At 68.6% G+C, this 18551-nt stretch carries 20 protein-coding genes and 1 tRNA gene; 14 read left to right on the forward strand and 7 right to left on the reverse strand.

Annotated elements, in window-relative coordinates:
• Nucleotides 1-89: 89 nt before the first annotated feature.
• The gene (gene rpoZ / locus GNT64_RS07960) at nucleotides 90-431 is read right to left on the reverse strand and encodes a DNA-directed RNA polymerase subunit omega (protein WP_156679048.1); all 342 of its coding nucleotides are present in this window, start codon (nucleotides 429-431) and stop codon (nucleotides 90-92) included.
• Nucleotides 432-547: 116 nt separating this feature from the next.
• On the opposite strand from rpoZ, the gene GNT64_RS07965 reads away from it, so the two are divergent.
• The 3 genes from GNT64_RS07965 (at nucleotide 548) to GNT64_RS07975 (ending at nucleotide 3481) form a co-directional block, all read left to right on the forward strand.
• A complete protein-coding gene (locus GNT64_RS07965) occupies nucleotides 548-1705 on the forward strand; it encodes a phospholipase D-like domain-containing protein (RefSeq protein ID WP_156679049.1) in 1158 nt (385 codons plus the stop codon).
• A 96-nt stretch (nucleotides 1706-1801) separates the two neighbouring features.
• Nucleotides 1802-1987, forward strand: coding sequence for a hypothetical protein (locus GNT64_RS07970; RefSeq protein ID WP_156679050.1), 186 nt, complete (start codon nucleotides 1802-1804; stop codon nucleotides 1985-1987).
• A 228-nt stretch (nucleotides 1988-2215) separates the two neighbouring features.
• Nucleotides 2216-3481: a peroxiredoxin family protein gene (locus GNT64_RS07975; protein WP_156679051.1), complete on the forward strand. Its 1266-nt coding sequence runs from the start codon at nucleotides 2216-2218 to the stop codon at nucleotides 3479-3481.
• Nucleotides 3482-3494: 13 nt separating this feature from the next.
• Here the strand turns inward: GNT64_RS07975 and GNT64_RS07980 are convergent, their stop codons facing one another.
• Together GNT64_RS07980 and GNT64_RS07985 are read right to left on the reverse strand one after the other, a co-directional pair.
• Nucleotides 3495-4658, reverse strand: coding sequence for a glycosyltransferase (locus tag GNT64_RS07980; RefSeq protein ID WP_156679052.1), 1164 nt, complete (start codon nucleotides 4656-4658; stop codon nucleotides 3495-3497).
• An 8-nt stretch (nucleotides 4659-4666) separates the two neighbouring features.
• Entirely contained in the window at nucleotides 4667-5425 is a 759-nt protein-coding gene (locus GNT64_RS07985; RefSeq protein WP_422396626.1) for a competence/damage-inducible protein A, read from the reverse strand.
• Between the two features lie 65 nt (nucleotides 5426-5490).
• Here GNT64_RS07985 and map point away from each other — a divergent pair, with 65 nt between their 5' ends.
• From map to GNT64_RS08010, 5 genes are all read left to right on the forward strand, one after another.
• Complete coding sequence (gene map / locus GNT64_RS07990) at nucleotides 5491-6318, forward strand: type I methionyl aminopeptidase (protein WP_156679054.1); 828 nt, start codon at nucleotides 5491-5493, stop codon at nucleotides 6316-6318.
• A gap of 72 nt (nucleotides 6319-6390) precedes the next feature.
• Nucleotides 6391-6852: a hypothetical protein gene (locus GNT64_RS07995; protein WP_156679055.1), complete on the forward strand. Its 462-nt coding sequence runs from the start codon at nucleotides 6391-6393 to the stop codon at nucleotides 6850-6852.
• A 196-nt stretch (nucleotides 6853-7048) separates the two neighbouring features.
• Entirely contained in the window at nucleotides 7049-7387 is a 339-nt protein-coding gene (locus tag GNT64_RS08000) for a P-II family nitrogen regulator (RefSeq protein ID WP_156679056.1), read from the forward strand.
• A gap of 103 nt (nucleotides 7388-7490) precedes the next feature.
• Nucleotides 7491-8903 (forward strand): type I glutamate--ammonia ligase, encoded by a 1413-nt coding sequence (gene glnA, locus GNT64_RS08005; protein ID WP_156679057.1) that lies wholly within the window; start codon nucleotides 7491-7493, stop codon nucleotides 8901-8903.
• A 143-nt stretch (nucleotides 8904-9046) separates the two neighbouring features.
• Nucleotides 9047-10324: a multidrug effflux MFS transporter gene (locus tag GNT64_RS08010; protein ID WP_156679058.1), complete on the forward strand. Its 1278-nt coding sequence runs from the start codon at nucleotides 9047-9049 to the stop codon at nucleotides 10322-10324.
• Nucleotides 10325-10376: 52 nt separating this feature from the next.
• On the opposite strand, the gene GNT64_RS08015 is transcribed toward GNT64_RS08010, so the two are convergent.
• The 3 genes from GNT64_RS08015 to hslV are packed head-to-tail and all read right to left on the reverse strand — an operon-like array spanning nucleotide 10377 to nucleotide 12988.
• Nucleotides 10377-11090, reverse strand: coding sequence for an alpha/beta fold hydrolase (locus GNT64_RS08015; RefSeq protein ID WP_156679059.1), 714 nt, complete (start codon nucleotides 11088-11090; stop codon nucleotides 10377-10379).
• A gap of 26 nt (nucleotides 11091-11116) precedes the next feature.
• Nucleotides 11117-12415, reverse strand: a complete 1299-nt coding sequence (gene hslU, locus GNT64_RS08020; RefSeq protein ID WP_156679060.1) for an ATP-dependent protease ATPase subunit HslU — start codon at nucleotides 12413-12415, stop codon at nucleotides 11117-11119.
• A 21-nt stretch (nucleotides 12416-12436) separates the two neighbouring features.
• Nucleotides 12437-12988 carry an ATP-dependent protease subunit HslV gene (gene hslV / locus GNT64_RS08025; protein ID WP_156679061.1) on the reverse strand — a complete coding sequence of 184 codons (552 nt, stop codon included), beginning with the start codon at nucleotides 12986-12988 and terminating at the stop codon, nucleotides 12437-12439.
• A 334-nt stretch (nucleotides 12989-13322) separates the two neighbouring features.
• Between hslV and GNT64_RS08030 the strand changes: the two genes are divergently transcribed.
• Nucleotides 13323-13955 (forward strand): outer membrane protein, encoded by a 633-nt coding sequence (locus GNT64_RS08030; protein ID WP_156679062.1) that lies wholly within the window; start codon nucleotides 13323-13325, stop codon nucleotides 13953-13955.
• A 154-nt stretch (nucleotides 13956-14109) separates the two neighbouring features.
• On the opposite strand, the gene GNT64_RS08035 is transcribed toward GNT64_RS08030, so the two are convergent.
• Nucleotides 14110-14186 (reverse strand) — tRNA-Pro (locus tag GNT64_RS08035).
• 164 nt (nucleotides 14187-14350) lie between these two features.
• On the opposite strand from GNT64_RS08035, the gene yajC reads away from it, so the two are divergent.
• The 5 genes from yajC to GNT64_RS08060 all read left to right on the forward strand — a co-directional run bounded on the left by yajC (nucleotide 14351) and on the right by GNT64_RS08060 (nucleotide 18539).
• On the forward strand, nucleotides 14351-14692 hold the full coding sequence (gene yajC / locus GNT64_RS08040; protein WP_156679063.1) for a preprotein translocase subunit YajC: 342 nt from the start codon (nucleotides 14351-14353) through the stop codon (nucleotides 14690-14692).
• An 8-nt stretch (nucleotides 14693-14700) separates the two neighbouring features.
• Nucleotides 14701-16302: a protein translocase subunit SecD gene (gene secD / locus GNT64_RS08045; protein ID WP_156679064.1), complete on the forward strand. Its 1602-nt coding sequence runs from the start codon at nucleotides 14701-14703 to the stop codon at nucleotides 16300-16302.
• A 10-nt stretch (nucleotides 16303-16312) separates the two neighbouring features.
• On the forward strand, nucleotides 16313-17290 hold the full coding sequence (secF, locus tag GNT64_RS08050) for a protein translocase subunit SecF (protein ID WP_156679065.1): 978 nt from the start codon (nucleotides 16313-16315) through the stop codon (nucleotides 17288-17290).
• Nucleotides 17290-17664 (forward strand): Mth938-like domain-containing protein, encoded by a 375-nt coding sequence (locus tag GNT64_RS08055; protein ID WP_156679066.1) that lies wholly within the window; start codon nucleotides 17290-17292, stop codon nucleotides 17662-17664. The genes secF and GNT64_RS08055 overlap by 1 nt, the downstream gene beginning before the upstream one ends.
• 242 nt (nucleotides 17665-17906) lie before the next feature.
• Entirely contained in the window at nucleotides 17907-18539 is a 633-nt protein-coding gene (locus tag GNT64_RS08060) for a trimeric intracellular cation channel family protein (RefSeq protein ID WP_156679067.1), read from the forward strand.
• Nucleotides 18540-18551: the final 12 nt, after the last annotated feature.

An 18551-nucleotide genomic window follows, 5' to 3' on the forward strand; every position in this document is an offset into this window, starting at 1 on the left:
CGCGAGGTGGATGCTGGAACGCGTTCAGCATGACGATGCCTATCGGCGGAAACGAGCCGCGAACACGCTTCCGCAAACGTCGCGACTGACTACTCGTAGTCGCCGCCGACATTCTGGTTGCGCGGCGGGGCGGCTGCGGTGAGGCGCAGCGCCTCGGCGGACGCCGCCAGCGAGCCGATCTCGTCCGGCGCGTCGTCGTCGTCCACCCGCACCTTCTGCAGGTTGGAGACGGCCGCTTCCTGCAGGCCGGCGGGCGTGACGGTCTCGTCGGCGATCTCGCGCAGGGCGACGACGGGGTTCTTGTCGCGATCGCGATCGATCGTCAGCTCGGCTCCGCCCGATATCTGGCGCGCGCGCTGGGCCGCCAGCAGCACCAGATCGAAGCGGTTGGGGATCTTGTCGACGCAATCTTCGACGGTGACGCGCGCCATATGAACGCTCCGTTCTCTTGGAACATGGATCGGGAAAGCGGGGCGGCTAGCAGCGGGCGCCCGATCTGTCAACGAAACGACGCCGCTTGCCACGGCGCGCGCCAGCCCCGAAAGGGATGCGGGTGGACGGGCAGGACAGTTTCACGGTCGCGGGCAACCGCCTGTCTCTCCTGGTCGAGGGGCCGGAGCGGCTCGACGCGCTGATCGCGCTGATCGACGGCGCCGGCCGCACCCTGCGGCTGCTCTTCTACATCTACGCCGACGATGCGTCGGGCGTGCGCGTGCGCGACGCGCTGGATCGCGCCGTGCGTCGCGGCGTGGCCGTCACCCTCGTCATCGACGCGTTCGGCAGCACGGCGGACGACGAATTCTTCGCCGGACTGGTGGCGCACGGCGCGGTCGTCTGCCGCTTCCGCCCGCGCTTCGGCCGCCGCTACCTGCTGCGCAACCACCAGAAGCTGGCCCTGGCGGACGAGGCGCGGGTAATGATCGGCGGCTTCAACGTGGAGGACGATTATTTCGGCACCGCCGAGGATCAGGCGTGGCGCGACCTGGGCCTGCTGGTGGAGGGCGAGGCGGCCGGCCGACTGGTCGGCTATTTCGACGCGCTCGCGGCCTGGACGACGAGCCGCAAGGTGCGCAGCCGCCCCCTGCGCGGCGCACTGGATCGCTGGAGCGAGACGACGGGGCCGGTCCGCTGGCTGCTCGGCGGGCCGGCGCGGCGGCTGAGCCCCTGGGCGGAAAGCGTGCGGGCGGACATGAAGCGGGCGCGGCGGCTGGACATGATCGCCGCCTATTTCGCCCCCAATCCGCGCATGCTCCGCCGCCTCGAATCGATCCCCCGGCGCGGTGGCGCGGCGCGCGTGCTGACGGCTGCCAAGTCGGACAACACCGCCACGATCGGCGCCGCCCGCCACTGCTACCGCCGGCTTCTGCGCCGGGGCGTGGCGGTGTTCGAATATCAGCCGACCAAGCTTCACACCAAATTGTACGTGGTGGACGATGTCGTCCACATCGGCTCGGCCAATTTCGACATGCGCAGCCTCTATCTGAACCTGGAGCTGATGCTGCGGATCGAGGATGCCGCCTTCGCCGCCCGGATGCGCGCCTATGTGGCGGGCGAACTGGCGCGATCGGCCGAGATCACGCGAGAGGCGCACCGCGCGCGCAGCACCGTGCTGGAGCGGATCCGCTGGGGGCTGGCCTATTTCGTCGTCGCCATCGTCGATTACGGCGTCAGCCGCCGGCTGAACTTCGGCATCGAGGTCGATTGAGCCCGGCGGGGTCGCGTCGGCTGAACGCCGCTTAAACACGCGCTCAAGCCACCGTTAACCAGTGCGGGCGCAGGGTTGCGCGGCTGGAGGTGTGGCATGATCCTGATCCCTGTGGACGCGAGCGAGCGGGCGATGACGATCGACTGGTTCCTCGAGGCGATGAACCACGGCCGCCTGACGATCTTCGACGCGGACGACATGCTCGGCCAGCTGCGGCTGGCGGGTGACGTGGTCAACCTCGAACGCCTTTCCCGCGCTCTCGCCGCCCGCGGCTGCGCCTGATCGCACGCGCGCGATCCCGTCCCCCACGCTTTTCGGGCGGGGGTTGAAGGATGAGAAGAGATTATCTACTTACTTGGTAGTGTTACCGCACGTCCGGCAGACTCCCCCTGTGGGCCGGCCGCGCGGCAGGATCGCGGATGGCGATCCCCTCTGCTGGGCCCGGCCGCTTCCCCCCGGCGGCCGGGCTCTCTTTGACTCCGGCGCCGCGCGGCGCGAGACAGGAGCGTGATGATGCGCAGGCCCGCCCCGCTCCTTCTCCTCGGCATCGCCGCCGTCGCCATTTTGCTGGCGGCGACGATCTGGTGGCTGCGCCCGCCGCATCGCGCGGCCGGCGGCGACGTGGCGTTCGGCACCTATCGGCTGGAGCTGACGAACTTCCCCGGCGGCGGCCTGCCGCTGGGGCTGGAGATCGTGCGCGAGGCCGGCGGGCCGGCCGCCTATCTCGTGAACGGCGCCAACCGGGTGCGCGCGGAGCGGACGACGATCGCCGGGCGCAACCTGACCATGGCCTTCCCATCCTACGAATCGAGCCTGATCGCGGAGGCGCTGCCCGACGGATCGCTGAGCGGCATCGCCCGCCTGCGCCGCCGCACCGGCCCGGTCGAGCTCGGCCTGCGCGCCGTGCCGGGGCCGATGTGGCGCTTCCACCAGAGGCCCGCCGCACCCGCCGCGAACCTCTCCGGCGAGTGGCTGCTGGAAACGAAGGGCGAGGATGGCGAACGCGGCCTCGCCCTGATCCGCCAGAACGGCAACGTGCTGGAGGGTACGGTGCAATTCCCCACCGGCGACGTGCGCTTCCTGGCCGGCGACATCTCCGGCGGGGAGTTCGCACTCTCCACCTTCGACGGCAATCAGGGATCGGTGTGGCGCGGGCGGCGGCTGGCGGACGGCACGCTGGCCGGCGAGAGCTTCGGCGCCACCTCGAAGGCGGGCACGCCGTTCGTCGCCCGGCCCAGGGCGGCCGGCGATGCCGTGGTCGTGATCGCCGAGGAGAAGCCGCCAGTCGATCGCATCGCCTTCACCTTCCCCGACACCGCCGGCACGCCGGTGTCGCTGTCCGACCCGCGCTTCGCCGGCAAGGTGGTGGTGATCGCCATCGGCGGCACCTGGTGCCCGAACTGCCACGACGAGGCGGCCTTCCTCGCCCCCTACGCGAAGAAGCGGCGGCCGGAGGGGCTGGAGGTGATCGGCCTCCAGTTCGAATATGGCGACGATGCCGCCCGCGCCGCCCGCCAGAGCCAGCGTTTCGCCGCCCGCTACGGCATCGACTATCCGATGCTGATCGCCGGCTCCGCCACGCCGGAGGGCAGCAGGAAGGCGCTGCCGCAGATCGGCGGCGTGAAGATCTATCCGACGACATTGTTCGTCGATCGCAAGGGCAGGCTGCGCGCGATCCACACCGGCTATGCCGGCCCGGCCACCGGCGCGCTGAACCGGGCGGCGATCGCGGAGTTCGACGCGCTCGTCTCGAAGCTGCTGGCGGAGCCGGCCTGAGCCGGGCGCGGCGCTAGCCCAGCATCTCCTCGATCGTGTCGGCGGTCTGCTGCTCGCAGCTGCGTGTCATGCGGGCGCGGAAGCCGGGGGCGGCGGCGCGGGCGCGTGCGCCAAGGGCGGCGTCGTGGAACGTCTCGCGCAGCGCGGCGGCCAGGCGAGGCGCGTCGACACGCTCGAAATCCAGCCGCACGCCGAGACCGATCTCGGCAACCGAGGCCGAGACCATGCGCTTCTCGATGTCGAACGGCACCAGCACGGTGGGCAGGCCGGCCAGCAGCGCCGAGGCGGCCATGCCGAGCCCGCCGTGCGACATCGCGATGCGCGATCGCGCGACGATGCGATCGAACGGCACCGGCCCGCGCTCCACGATCATGCCGTGCGCCTCCAGCGTGCGGGCGTCCGCCTCGATCAGGCGCGGATCGTAGACGCGCGCCTTCAGCCCGGAATCGAGGATGCCCTGCCAGAAGCCGTTCGGCCAGTGCTTCAGCCCGTTCATGTAGACGAACAGCTCGTCGCCGGTGCCGTCCGATATTTCCGGCACCGGCATGACGGAGGGTGCGCCGTGCATCGATCGGCGCCACTCGCGATAGGGATCGATCTCCCGGAACACGGCGGCGATCTCCCGATCGGCGAGGAAGATCTGCGGCAGGCGATCGAGCGGCTGGCGGCCGTTGGCGGCGAGCGCGGCGTTCACCCCTTCCAGCAGGCGCTGCTCGTCATGCGCCGCCGGCTTGCCGGTGAGGCTGGCGAAGCGCGGCAGGTGCGCCGGCGGCAGCGAGAAGCCGGTGCCGAGCGACAGCACCGGCACCCGCCCCCGCGCGGCCATCATCAGCCCCGGCGCATATTCGGCCAGCACCAGATCGGGGCGGACGGCGGCGAGGATGGCATCCCACGCCGCCAGCATCGCCCGCATCGCGGCCACGTCGTCCAGCCCCAGCACGGCCAGGATGTCGCCTAGGGTGGCCGGCGCCGTCTCCGCCGTGCGCGCCAGGGTGGCGAGCTGGGCGGGCCAGAGCGGCGCCTGCCACACGGGGTGGCCGGGCGGCGCCGGTGCGATCTGCTGGAGCGCGAAGACCGGCTGGTGCCCGCGGGCGACCAGCTCGCGCGCGATATCGCGCAGCTTCACCGTATGTCCGGTATTGGCGCCGAGTTCCCAGCCGATCAGGATCCGCGCCATGCCGCGCGTCAGATGCCGTCCGCCACCACGGCATGCCCCATCGCCTCCAGCTGACGGACGAGATCCGCCACGCAGGCATCGACCACGGCTACATCGGTGGAGCGGACGACGAAGTTCGCGCCCACCCGCCCCTCGCGAAAGAAGGGATAGCTGCCGATCTGCGCGCCCTCGTGCGCGCGCTCGGTGGCGCCCAGCATGTCGGCGATCTCGCTCTCGGGCACCCAGCAGCCGATGGTGCGGGAGACGACCGGCAGGCCGCCCTCCAGCGTGCCGGTCAGCGCATCCAGCATCAGCGCGGCGATGTGCGGCACGCCGGCGAGGATGAACACGTTGCCCAGGCGGATGCCCGGCGCGCCGGACATCGCATTCTCGATCAGGTCCGCGCCATCCGGCACGCGCGCCATGCGCAGCCGCGCCTCCGTCACGCCGCCGCGAGTCGCATAGTGGCGCTCCAGCATGGCCCGCGCGGTCGGGTGGATCACCACGGGCACACCGTGCGCCGCGGCGATCGCATCCACGGTGATGTCGTCGTGCGTCGGGCCGATGCCGCCGGTGGTGAACAGATAGTCGTTGCGTGCGCGGAGAGCGTTCACCGCCTCCACGATCGTGGCCTGCACGTCCGCCACCACGCGCACCTCGGCCAGGCGGATGCCCTGCACGTTCAGCCACGCGGCGGTCTGCGCGATGTTGCGGTCCTGCGTGCGGCCGGAGAGGATTTCGTCGCCGATCACCAGCAGGGCGGCGGTCCATGTGCGGGAAGATGCCATCATCGCCCCGCATAGAACATCATCGCCCCGCTCGCAAAGCCGGTGCGGCATGCTATATTGCGGCCATGGATACCTACGTCACGGTCGCCGAGGGCGACAGCGTCGCCCGCACCGGCGCGATCAAGCTCTACGGCCCCGATGGTTTCGCGGGCATGCGCCGCGCCGGCCGGCTGGCGGCGGAGGCGCTGGACGAGCTGGTGCCCCATGTCGTGCCTGGCGTCGAGACGCAGGAGCTGGACCGCATCGCGCGCGAGGCGATGCTGCGCGGTGGCGGCATACCGGCGACGCTCAACTATCGCGGCTTCACCCACAGCTGCTGCACCTCGATCAACCATGTCGTGTGCCACGGCATCCCCGGCCCGAAGACGCTGAAGTCCGGCGACATCGTCAATATCGACGTGACGGTGATCCTGGATGGCTGGCATGGCGACACCAGCCGCATGTTCCTGGTCGGCGACGTGCCGATCAAGGCGCGGCGACTGGTGGACGTGACGTACGAGGCGATGATGCTGGGCATAGCGCAGGCGAAGCCCGGCAACCGGCTGGGCGACGTGGCCCATGCGATCCAGAGCTTCGCCGAGAGGCATCGCTACGGCGTGGTGCGCGATTTCTGCGGCCACGGCCTCGGCCGCGTGTTCCACGATGCGCCGGAGGTCGTCCACGTCGGGCGGCCGGGCACCGGGCCGGAGTTGCGGCCGGGCATGTTCATGACGATCGAGCCGATGATCAACATCGGCCGGCCCGATGTGAAGATGCTGGACGACGGCTGGACGGCAGTGACGCGCGACCGCTCCCTCTCCGCCCAGTTCGAACACTCGGTGGGGATTACCGAGACCGGGTGCGAGATCTTCACCGCCAGCCCGCGGGGTCTCGATCGTCCGCCCTATAGCTGAGCGCCGGCGATATTGACTTGTAAAGCGTGACGAAAGCATGCCTTCTCCGCCTGCTAACAGGGGAGACATGCCATGCGATCTTTCGTCACCGCCTCGATCGCGATCGCGATCGCTGCCGCCGCGTTCGTCGGCCCGGCGGCCCAGGCCGAACAGTATAAGGACTATACGCCGCAGAAGGGCGCGTGGAGCATCCAGGCGATCGAGGTCGATCCCAACCACATCGACGATTACCTCACCGGCATCCGCAAGTCGCTGATCGTGGGCTTCGACCTGATAAAGAAGCGCGGCATGATCGACGATTACTGGGTGATGACGCGGATGGGCTATGTGAAGGACAGCCCGACCGTGCTGATCGGCGTCCACTATCCCAGCCTCGCCACGCTGGAGCCCGACAAGGCCCGCGACGAGGCGCTGAACAAGGAGGTCTTCGCCGTGTTCAGCAAGGAGATGGGCGAGAAGGCGGTGAAGGGGTACGAGACGTACCGCAAGTTCATCGACGACGCCCTCTACAACGTCGTCGATTTCGCGAAGTGAGCCGGATGGGGCGCCGGCCGCACAGGCGCTCCATCGCACCGCCTGCCTCTTTTTCGCGCACTCGTTCACCGTCTGCCAACTTTTGCGGCACCGCAGCGTGAATGTGCGCGGCGCCCCGCCTGCCGCCTTGCGCCCGCTCGCTTGGCACGCTTATTGAAGCACGCGCGACAAGCGTTCGGCGGAGGGAGCGCGACACATGAAGAAAATCGAAGCGATCATCAAACCGTTCAAGCTCGACGAGGTGAAGGAGGCGCTGCACGACGTCGGTGCCTCGGGCATCACCGTCACCGAGGCGAAGGGCTTCGGCCGGCAGAAGGGCCATACGGAGCTCTATCGCGGCGCCGAATATGTCGTGGACTTCCTGCCGAAGGTGAAGCTGGAGGTCGTCGTGGACGACGCGCTGGCGGATCGGGTGGTGGAGGCGATCCAGGCGGCGGCGCAGACGGGGCGGATCGGCGACGGCAAGATCTTCGTCATCCCGGTCGAGACCGCCCTGCGCATCCGCACCGGAGAGCGCGGATCGGACGCGATCTGATGGCGCGGCTCCAGTGACCGGAGCCGGATGACACGGGCGTAGGTGGCGGCTTGCGGGGAAGTCGCCTTGGTTTTTGCGGATTACTCACGGGGAAGGCTTCAACATGGCCAACAAGGCGTCAGACGTTCTCAAGCTGATCAAGGACAAGGAGATCGAGTGGGTCGATCTCCGCTTCACCGATCCCAAGGGTGTCTGGCAGCACCTGACGATGTGCCAGAACGTCGTCGGCGAGGACGAGCTTTCGGACGGCTTCATGTTCGACGGCTCCTCGATCGAGGGCTGGAAGGCGATCAACGAGAGCGACATGATCCTGAAGCCGGATCTGGACGCGGTCTACGTCGATCCCTTCTCGGCGACGCCGATGCTGATCCTGTTCTGCGACATCGTCGATCCGGTCTCCGGTGAGCTCTACGCGCGCGATCCGCGCTCCACCGGCAAGCGGGCCGAGGCCTATGTCAAGAGCCTGGGCATCGGCGACACCGTATATGTCGGCCCAGAGGCCGAGTTCTTCATGTTCGACGACGTGAGGTTCGACAACACCTACTCGTCCAGCTACTACATGCTCGACGATATCGAGCTGCCGACCAACACCGGCAAGGAATATGAAGGCGGCAATCTGGGCCACCGCCCGCGCGCCAAGGGCGGCTACTTCCCGGTCGCCCCGGTCGATGCCTGCGTCGACATCCGCGGCGAGATGGTGTCGACCATGCTCGAGATGGGCCTACCGATGGACAAGCACCACCATGAGGTGGCGGCCGCCCAGCACGAGTTGGGCCTCACCTTCGGTACGCTGACGACCACCGCCGATCGCATGCAGATCTACAAATATGTCGTCCGCCAGGTGGCGCAGGCCTATGGCAAGTCGGCCACCTTCATGCCCAAGCCGATCAAGATGGACAATGGCTCCGGCATGCACACCCACCTGTCGATCTGGAACGGCAAGGAGCCGCTGTTCGCCGGCAACGGCTATGCCGGCCTCTCCGATCTGGCGCTCTACTTCATCGGCGGCATCATCAAGCACGCCAAGGCCTGCAACGCCTTCACCAACCCCTCCACCAACAGCTACAAGCGGCTGGTGCCGGGCTATGAGGCGCCGGTGCTGCTCGCTTATTCCGCGCGCAACCGCTCGGCCTCCTGCCGCATTCCCTATGGCGCGGGCTCCAAGGCCAAGCGGGTCGAGGTGCGCTTCCCCGATGCGACGGCGAACCCCTATCTCTGCTACGCGGCGCTGCTGATGGCGGGGCTGGACGGGATCGAGAACAAGATCCACCCGGGCGAGGCCATGGACAAGAACCTGTACGACCTGCCGCCCGAGGAGCTGAAGGAAGTGCCCACCGTCTGCGGCTCGCTGCGCGAGGCGCTGGAGTCGCTGGACAAGGGCCGCGCCTTCCTCACCAAGGGCGGCGTGTTCACCGACGACCAGATCGACAGCTATATCGAGCTGAAATATGCCGACGTCGCCCGCTGGGAGATGACGCCGAGCCCGGTCGAGTTCGACATGTACTATTCGATCTGATCCCTGCTCCGATCGCGGCGCGGGCGCCGGAGGCGAGAGCTTCGGGCGCCCGTTTCGTTCGCGCGAGGCTGGACTTCCGGCACCTGCCCGCCCATGTTGCAGCGCAACCAGAACGCCGGTCGCGCGTTCGGCGGACAAGGTTCATGATGCACGCACCCCTCTCCCCTGCGGCCGCGCGGCCGGAGTTCGCGATCGGCTTCCGGGAGTTCGTCGGCATCGTGGCGGCGCTGATGGCGGTGAATGCGCTTGGCATCGACATGATGCTGCCCGCTCTGCCCGCGATGGGCCACTCGCTGGGCATCGCCGAGGAGAATCAGCGGCAGTGGATCATCGCCGCCTACGTGCTGGGCTTCGGCTCCTGCCAGCTCGTCTACGGTCCGCTCGTCGATCGCTTCGGCCGCAAGCCGGTGCTCACGATCAGCCTCACGCTCTCCGCCCTCGCCTGCGTCGCGGCGGCAGCGCTGGCGCATGATTTCACCACCGTCGTCGCGGCCCGCCTGCTGCAGGGCATGACGGCGGCGGGATCTCGCGTGCTGGCCGTCTCGATCGTGCGCGATCGCTATTCGGGGCGGCAGATGGCGCGGGTGATGTCGCTGTCGTTCATCGTCTTCCTCGCGGTGCCGATCCTGGCTCCGAGCCTCGGTCAGCTCGTCATGCTGGTCATGCCATGGCCGGGTATCTTCTACAGCCTCGCCGCGTTCGCGATGGCGGTCGTGCTGTGGGCCAATCTGCGCCTGCCGGAAACGCTGCGCCCGCAGGATCGGCGGCCGATCTCGCCGCGCTCGATCATGGCCGCCACGCGGATGGTGCTCACCACCCCAATGTCGATCGGCTACACCGTCGCCGCGACCCTGCTGTTCGGCGGGCTGATGGGCTATATCAACTCGGCCCAGCAGATCTTCACCGACGTGTTTCACGAGGAGCGACTGTTCACCATCGCCTTTGCCGGCTGCGCGGCCGCCATGGGCTTCTCCTCGCTGCTGAACTCGCGGATCGTCGAGCGGCTGGGCACCCGGCTCGTCTCGCACAGCGCGCTTGTCGCCTATGTGGCGATCACCGGCGTGCACGCGCTTACCGCCGGCCGTGGACATGAGGACATCTGGACCTTCTGCGCTTTCCAGGCGGCGACGATGGCGACGTTCAGCCTCGCCAGCTCCAACTTCAACGCGATGGCGATGGAGCCGGTCGGCCACATCGCCGGCACGGCCGCCTCGGTGCAGGGCACGATCTCCACGCTGGGCGGCGCGCTGCTGGGCATCCTGATCGGCCAGGCGTTCGATGGATCGACCGCGCCAGTGGCGATCGGCCTGTTCCTGCTGGGGCTGATCGCCCTGGCGATCGTGCTGCTGACGGAGCGCGGCCGGCTGTTCCGGCCGCAGCATGCCGCGCCGATCGTGGCGCCGCTCACCCCGGCGGACTGATCGGTTCCGACGTCGGCAGCCGATCGCGCCGGCCTCGGCACATGCCGTGCGCCTAAGCGCGCTCCAGCGCCGCCACGTCGCCGATGAAGCCGGCGGTCGCGGTGGCGATGTCGTCCAGCGGGGTCTGGTGGAACGGGTGCGCGCTTCCCTCGAACAGGCCCAGCCGCCATGTGGGAAACAAGGCGGCCAGCGCCCGCGTCTCCTCCTCCGGCACCAGCGGATCGGCAGTGCCGTTCAGCACCAGCACCGGCACGGCGATCGCGCGCAGGTCCGCCTCGCTGAGCGGCGGCGCCTCGCCCAGCCGGGCGAACAGCATCCGGTTGGCGGCGTTCACCCGCCGCCAGTCGGTCGGATGGTGGATCGCCGCCAGCTCCGCCGCGCGCGGGTTGCCCGGCCGCATCAGCCGCTCCGGCGTGGCGAGATGGACCAGGTGGGCGACACCGCGGGCGTGCCACAGGTGCCGCGTCGCCAGCGTGACGATGCCGCGTACCCGCTCCGGATAGCGATGCGCCAGCACCAGAGCGGCGTAACCGCCGATGCTGTAGCCGAACAGGAAGCAGCGATCGATCCGCCGGCGATCCAGCGACAGGGCGAGATCGTCGACGATCGCGTCCATGCCGTAATCCTCGTCGGGAGCCGGCCGGCCGCCATGGCCCAGCCAGTCCGGCGCGAACGTATCGATGCCCGGCGGCAGGCGCCGCGCCAGCGGCTCCGTCTCCGCACCGGAGCCGTTGGTGCCGTGGATCAGGACGAGGGTCTCGGCCATCCGCCCCGCCCGAAGTTCAGCGAACCTCAGAGCACATATTTGCTGAGATCGGTGTTGCGCGCGATCGCCTGCAACTGCGCCTCCACATAGGCGCGGTCGACCGTCAGCGCCTCGCCGCCGCGATCCTCGGCGTCGAAGCTCACCTCTTCCAGCAGTTTCTCCATCACCGTGGACAGGCGGCGGGCGCCGATATTCTCCACCTGCCCGTTCACCTCGGCGGCGATGCGGGCGATGGCGGCGATGCCGTCCTCGGTGAACGTCACCGTCACGCCCTCGGTGCCGATCAGCGCGCGATACTGTTCCGTCAGGCTGGCCCGCGTGGCGGAGAGGATGCGGACGAAATCGGCTTCGGTCAGCGCCTTCAGTTCCACCCGGATCGGCAGGCGGCCCTGCAGTTCCGGCAGCAGATCGGATGGCTTGGCGACGTGGAAGGCGCCGCTGGCGATGAACAGGATATGGTCCGTCTTCATCGGGCCGTATTTGGTGGCGACGGTGGTGCCCTCGATCAGCGGCAGCAGATCGCGCTGCACACCCTCCCGGCTCACCGATCCGCCACGCACGTCGGACACGGCGATCTTGTCGATCTCGTCCAGGAAGACGATGCCGTTCGCCTCGGCGTCGGCCAGCGCGGTGCGGCTCACCTCGTCCTGGTCCAGCCGCTTGTCCGCTTCCTCCTCGGTCAGCTTGGCCCAGGCGGCGGGCACCGGCAGCCGGCGCCGCTTGGTGCGTCCGCCGGCCAGCTTGCCCATCATGTCGCCCAGGTTGATCATGCCCACCTGGCCGCCCATGCCGGGGATCTCCAGCGGCATGCCGCCGCTCTCCTCAACCTCGATCTCCACCTCCTTGTCGTCGAGGTGGCCGTCGCGGAACCGCTGGCGGAAGGCGCTGCGCGTCGCCTCGCTCGCATCCTTGCCGGTCAGCGCGTCCAGCAGGCGCGCCATCGCCGCCTCCTCCGCCTTGTCGCGCACGGCGGCGCGGCGGCGCTCCTTCTCCAGCCGCACCGCCTCCTCCACCAGATCGCGGGCGATCTGCTCGACGTCGCGGCCGACATAGCCCACCTCCGTGAACTTCGTCGCCTCCACCTTCACGAACGGCGCGTCGGCCAGCTTGGCCAGGCGACGGCTGATCTCCGTCTTGCCGCAGCCTGTCGGCCCGATCATCAGGATGTTCTTGGGCGTCACCTCCTCGCGCAGGCCCTCCGGCAGTTTCTGCCGGCGCCAGCGATTGCGCAGCGCCACCGCGACGGCGCGCTTGGCATCGGTCTGCCCGATGATGTGCGCGTCCAGCGCGGCCACGATGGCCTTGGGGGTCAGGGCGTCGTTCATCTGCATCTCTCTCGGAACAGGTCAGTTGGTCGCGTCGAGCGCCTCGACGGTCAGGTTGCCGTTGGTGAACACGCACACCTCCGCCGCGATCGCCATCGCCTTGCGCGCGATCGTCTCGGCATCGGCCTCATAGTCCACCAGCGCGCGGGCGGCGGCCAGCGCGTAATTGCCGCCGGAGCCGATCGCAGCGATACCGGCCTCCGGCTCCAGCACGTCGCCATTGCCGGTCAGGATCAGGGTGGCGTCCTTGTCGGCGACGATCATCATCGCCTCCAGGTTGCGCAAATACTTGTCGGTGCGCCAGTCCTTGGCCAGCTCCACAGCCGATCGCAGCAGCTGGCCGTTATGCTGCTCCAGCTTGCGCTCCAGCCGCTCGAACAGGGTGAAGGCGTCTGCCGTGGCGCCGGCGAAGCCGCCGATCACCGATCCGTCACCCAGCCGGCGCACCTTGCGCGCATTGGGCTTGATCACCGTGTTGCCGAGCGAGACCTGCCCGTCCCCGGCCACGATCACCCGGTTGTTCCTGCGCACGGACAATATCGTCGTGCCGTGCCATCCGATCTTGTCGCTCATTCTTTCCCCGCTCATCCGTGCGGCCGATATGGGGAGCAGGCACGGGCGCTGCAATCGCCGCCCGGCCGGACAGAATTTGATCCATGAAAAATCACGGCTGCAATATTACGGTTTGTTAATCAAGTTGTTCTGAATGTGACGGCCGTCATGTCATGAAACCCGATGCGTTTAGATCGTTCATGAGCCATTCATTGGCCGAACACGTATGAACCGCCGCGCCGGTGATGCAGCTTCGACACAGTATATCGCATTCAGCATTGACGCAGACGGCCCCGGAACCTCCCGCGCGCCCGTCTATTCAGCCGGTGCTTTCGAGCCGATAGGGAATAGTAGCATGAAGAAGATCCTCCTCACCGCCGTCACCGCCGCCCTCGCCGCGACCGCCGCCCAGGCCCAGACCGACAGCGTCGGCACCGCCGCCACCAGCCCGACCAGCGGCACCAGCTTTCGCGGCTTCCGCGCCGAGGGGCAGGTCGGCCTCGATCGCTTCCAGTCGCAGGGCCAGCACAACGACAAGCTCGGCTATGGCGGCGCTATCGGCTTCGACGGCCAGATCGGCGACCGCATCGTGATCGGCCCGGAGGCGAGCTACTGGCGCGCCAACGAGTGGAACTCGAACCAGACGGCCGGCGTGCGCGGCGGCCTGATCGACCACAAGTCTTTCGAGGAATGGGGTGCGGCGGTGCGCGCGGGCTATCTGGTGACGCCGCAGATCCTCGTCTACGGCAAGGCCGGCTATGTCAGCAACGAGTTCCGCAAGAGCTTCGTGCCCGCCGCCGGCACCGGCGAGACCGGCTACTACAATCACGGCCGCAGCGACGGCTATCAGGTGGGCGGCGGCGTCGAATATTCGCTGACCGACCGCTTCTACGTGAACGGCGAGTATAAATATTCGAACTACGCCAACGACACCGCCCGCCAGCGCGCGCTGATCGGCTTCGGCGTCCGCCTCAACCCGGGCCTGTAAGCCCGATCGCATCGGCCCGACGGCCGGCCTTCCTGTACGGAGGGCCGGCCGTCGGCATGTCCGAAGAAGATGACGGCCAGCCGCATGACGACCGCACGCGCGAGAGAGGCCGGTAGCCGAACCGTTCCGTGACGCTGGGGGAGATGGGTCTAGCTGGTCGGGGCGACAGGATTCGAACCTGCGACCCCCAGACCCCCAGTCTGATGCGCTACCAGGCTGCGCTACGCCCCGACCTAGACGGCGGCCTTTAGGCGGCCATCCCACACTTGGCAAGCGGCGCCGGCGTCGCCGCCGGCCGCGGCGCAGCAGCGCCATTGCGCGAGGCGGACCGATCGTGATAGGCGCCCGCGATCTTCGGCCACCCGGTCAGCCGCTTCCAGGAAGCTCTTTTTCCCATGTTCATCACTCCCGCATTCGCCCAGGCCGCCGGCGCAGCCCAGCCGGGCGGCTTCTCCGCGATCATCATGCAGATGGCGCCGCTGCTGCTGATCTTCGTCGGCTTCTACTTCCTGATCCTCCGCCCGCAGCAGCAGCGCGCCAAGGCGCATCGCGAGAAGCTGCTGGCGGTGAAGAAGGGCGATCAGGTCGTCACCGGCGGCGGCCTGCTCGGCAAGGTGACGCGTGTGGAAGAGGATGCGGTTGAGGTTGAGCTCGCCCCCAACGTCCGCGTCAAGGCGCTCAAGTCGACGCTCAGCGACGTGAGCGGCGTCGGCACGTCCAAGCCCGCGAACGACTGAGCGCGGCGATGCTCGATTTCCCGCGCTGGAAGATCTGGTCGATCTGCCTCACGCTGCTCCTGGGCGTGCTGTTCGCCATCCCCAGCTTCCTGCCGGAAGCGACGGTGGCGCGGTTCCCGCCTGGCGTGCCCAGCGCGCGGTTCAACCTGGGCCTCGATCTCTCCGGCGGCAGCCACATCCTGCTGGAGGCGGATACCGTCGATCTCGCCCGCCAGACGCTCGCCAAGATGGAGGAGACCGTCCGCACCGAGATGCGGCGCGGCGACCCCCGCGTGGAGATCGGCGACATCTCGACGACGGGCGGCCGCCTCTCCTTCTTCGTGCGTGACGTGGCGCAGCTGGACGCGGCGGTGGAGCGGGCGCGGGGTCTCACCCAGGCGGTGGGGGTCACGGGGCAGCGCGACTGGGACGTGGCGGTCGTCGATTCGACGCGCATCGTGATGACGCCGACGAAGGCCGGCCTTGCCAACGAGACAGACTCGGCGATGAAGGTGGCGACGGAGGTCGTCCGCAAGCGCATCGACGAGCTCGGCACGCGCGAGCCGACGATCATCCGCCAGGGCGACGATCGCATCGTGGTGCAGGTGCCGGGCTTGCAGAACCCGGCGGCGCTGAAGGCGCTGCTCGGCAAAACGGCCAAGCTGGAGTTCAAGCTCGTCGATCTCGCCGCCGATCCGGCGGCGGTGGCGCAGGGGCGCGCGGGCGTGGGCAGCCAGGTGCTGCCCTACCCGACCAGCAACGGCGGCCCCGGCCGCATCGCCGTGCAGCGCCGCGCCATCCTCTCCGGCGACGAGCTGATCGATGCGCAGGTGGCGCGCGATCAGGATGGCCGGCCGGTCGTGTCGATCACCTTCAACTCGGTCGGCGGGCGCAAGTTCGCGCGGGTGACGCAGGAGAATACCGGCAAGCCGTTCGCGATGATCCTCGACAACGTCGTGCTCTCCGCGCCGAACATCAACGAGCCGATCCTGGGCGGCAAGGCGCAGATCAGCGGCAACTTCACCGCGGAAAGCGCAAACCAGCTCGCCATCTCGCTGCGCTCGGGCAAGCTGCCGGTGGCGTTGAAGGTGATCGAGGAGCGGACCGTCGGCCCCGATCTGGGCGCCGATTCGATCCGCTCGGGCGCGATCGCCGGCATCATCGCCACCCTGGCGGTGATCACCTTCATGATCCTCACCTACGGCCGCTTCGGCATCTATGCGACGTGCGCCGTCGTCATCAACGTGTTCGTCATCCTCGGCATCATGGCGATCATCAACGCCACCCTCACGCTGCCCGGCATCGCCGGCTTCGTGCTCACCATCGGCGCGGCGGTGGACGCCAACGTGCTGATCAACGAGCGCATCCGCGAGGAGCAGAGGCGCGGCCGCAGCGTGATGCAGTCGGTGGAGATCGGCTACAAGGAAGCCAGCCGCACCATCTTCGACGCCAACGTCACCAACCTGATCGCCGCGATCATCATGATCGTGTTCGGCTCCGGGCCGGTGAAGGGCTTCGCCGTGGTGCTGACGATCGGCATCGCCACCTCGGTGTTCACCGCCGTCACCTTCACCCGCATGCTGGTGGCGCTGTGGCTCCGCCGCGCCCGCCCGACGCACCTGAACATTTGAGGGGGCATCCATGCGCCTGCTGAGAATCGTCCCCGACAATACCAATATCGGCTTCGTCCGGCTGCGCTGGATCGCCTTTGCCTTCACCATCCTGCTCACGCTCGGCTCGATCGGCCTGCTCGCCACGCGCGGGCTGAACCTGGGCGTCGATTTCGTCGGCGGGCTGATGATTGAGGCGGGCTTTACCGGCCCCGCCCCGCTCGACGATCTGCGCGAGACGGTGAACCGATTGAACGTGGGCGAAACGAAGCTGCAGCAGTTCGGCGGGCCGAACAACGTGGCGATCCGCCTGCCGCTGCCGCCCGGTGACGAGACGGCGAGCCAGGCGGTGGTGAAGCGGGTGCAGGCGGCGATCAAGGCGCAGCATCCGGACGTGAGCTTCCGCCGGGTCGATACCGTCTCCGGTCGCGTCTCGGGCGAACTGATCCAGAACGGCATTCTCGCCGTGCTGCTCGCCGTGCTCGGCATCGCGGTGTTCACCTGGGCGCGGTTCGAGTGGCATTTTGGCGTCTCCACCCTCGTCGCCCTGTTCCACGACGTGACGGTGACGCTAGGCTTCTTCGCGCTGACCCGGCTGGAGTTCGACCTGAACGTAGTCGCCGCGATCCTAACCATCGTCGGCTACTCGCTGAACGACAAGATCGTGATCGACGATCGCATTCGCGAGAATCTGCGCAAGTACCGCCAGATGGAGATCGGCGCGCTGATCGACCTCTCGGTAAACGAGACGCTGCCGCGCACGGTAATGACCACCCTGTCGATGGTGCTGGCGCTCGGCTCGCTGCTGCTGTTCGGCGGCGAGGTGATCCGCGGCTTCACCGCCGCGATGCTGCTCGGCATCATCATCGGCACCTACTCGTCGATCTACGTCTCCTCCTCGCTGCTGATCTCGCTCGGCATCGATCGCTCCACCCTCGCCAAGCGCGCCACGCCCGCGCTGACGCCGACGAGCAACGCCGAGCGCGTCACCCGCCGCGAAAAGCCCTGATGCCGGCGCTGGAGCGGGAGCCGCCCGCCGGCGGGCCGATCGTGCGGGGCTTCGCCGGGCGCGGCTTTCGCCTGGGCGACGACGCGATCTACCCGGACGGCCTGCTGATGACGTGGGAACGCGCGACGGCCTGGACGGCGCCGCCGCTGGACGCGCTCACGGAGGCGGATGTCGCCGCGCTGCTGGTGCCGCCGCCCGAGTTCCTGCTGCTCGGAACGGGTCCGTCCCTCCGCCGACCGCCCGCCGCCTTCACCGCCGCGCTGGAAGCACGGGACGTCGGCGTGGAGGTGATGGACAGCCGCGCCGCCGCGCGCCTGTGGGGGGTGCTGCGCGGCGAGGGCCGGCAGATCGTGGCGGCCCTGCTGCCGCTCTAGCCGGATCGACATCGATCAGATCAAGCCGGTTCAACTTGCCTCTAGGCAGACCGCTCATCCTGAGGAGCCATTGAGCCTGTCGAAGTGGCGTCTCGAAGGATCCTTCGAGACGAGTCTTCGCCTCCGCTCAGCCCCTCCTCAGGATGAGCGGACACGTGAAAAGCTGGATGTCGATACGCTTTAGGCGGCAGCCGATCGAGGTGCGGGCGTGACGCCGGCCGGTCGCCTGTCTATGCGGCCGCATGCCTCTGCCGCTTATGCCTGTTCCGATCGAGACCGTGCTGCCGTGGCTGGATATCGCCGGCATCGCCGTGTTTGCCGCCTCCGGCGCGCTCGCCGCGGCGCGCAAGCGGCTCGATTTCATCGGCACCTGCTTCTTCGCGCTTATCACCGCCACCGGCGGCGGCACGCTGCGCGACCTGCTGATCGGCGCGCCGATCTTCTGGATGCGCGATCCGGCGCCCGTGATTCTGTGCGTCGCGGTCGCCGTGGCGGTGTGGGCGGTCCCGCTGCGCTGGTGGCCCGATCGCGCGCTCGACTGGCTCGATGCCGCCGGCCTCTCCGCCTACGCGGTCTACGGTGCCGGCAAGGCGCTGCACTTCGGCATACCGGCGATCGCGGCGATCGCCGCCGGCGTGATCACCGCCTGCCTGGGCGGCATCATCCGGGACATCACGGCAGGCGTGCCCTCCATCCTGCTGCGGCAGGACATCTACGTGACGGCGGCCTTGTGCGCGGCGGCGCTGTTCGTGATCCTCACCGTCGCCGGCGCCGCCGCGCCTTGGCCGTCGGTGCTGGGCTGCGCCTTCGGCTTCGCGATCCGGGCGATCGCGATCCGCTGGGGGGTGCGGATGCCGGCGCATCGCGGCCGCTGAGCGCGCGGTCGC

Origin of the sequence: Sphingomonas profundi (assembly GCF_009739515.1) — a bacterium.
GTDB classification, from domain to species: domain Bacteria; phylum Pseudomonadota; class Alphaproteobacteria; order Sphingomonadales; family Sphingomonadaceae; genus Alterirhizorhabdus; species Alterirhizorhabdus profundi.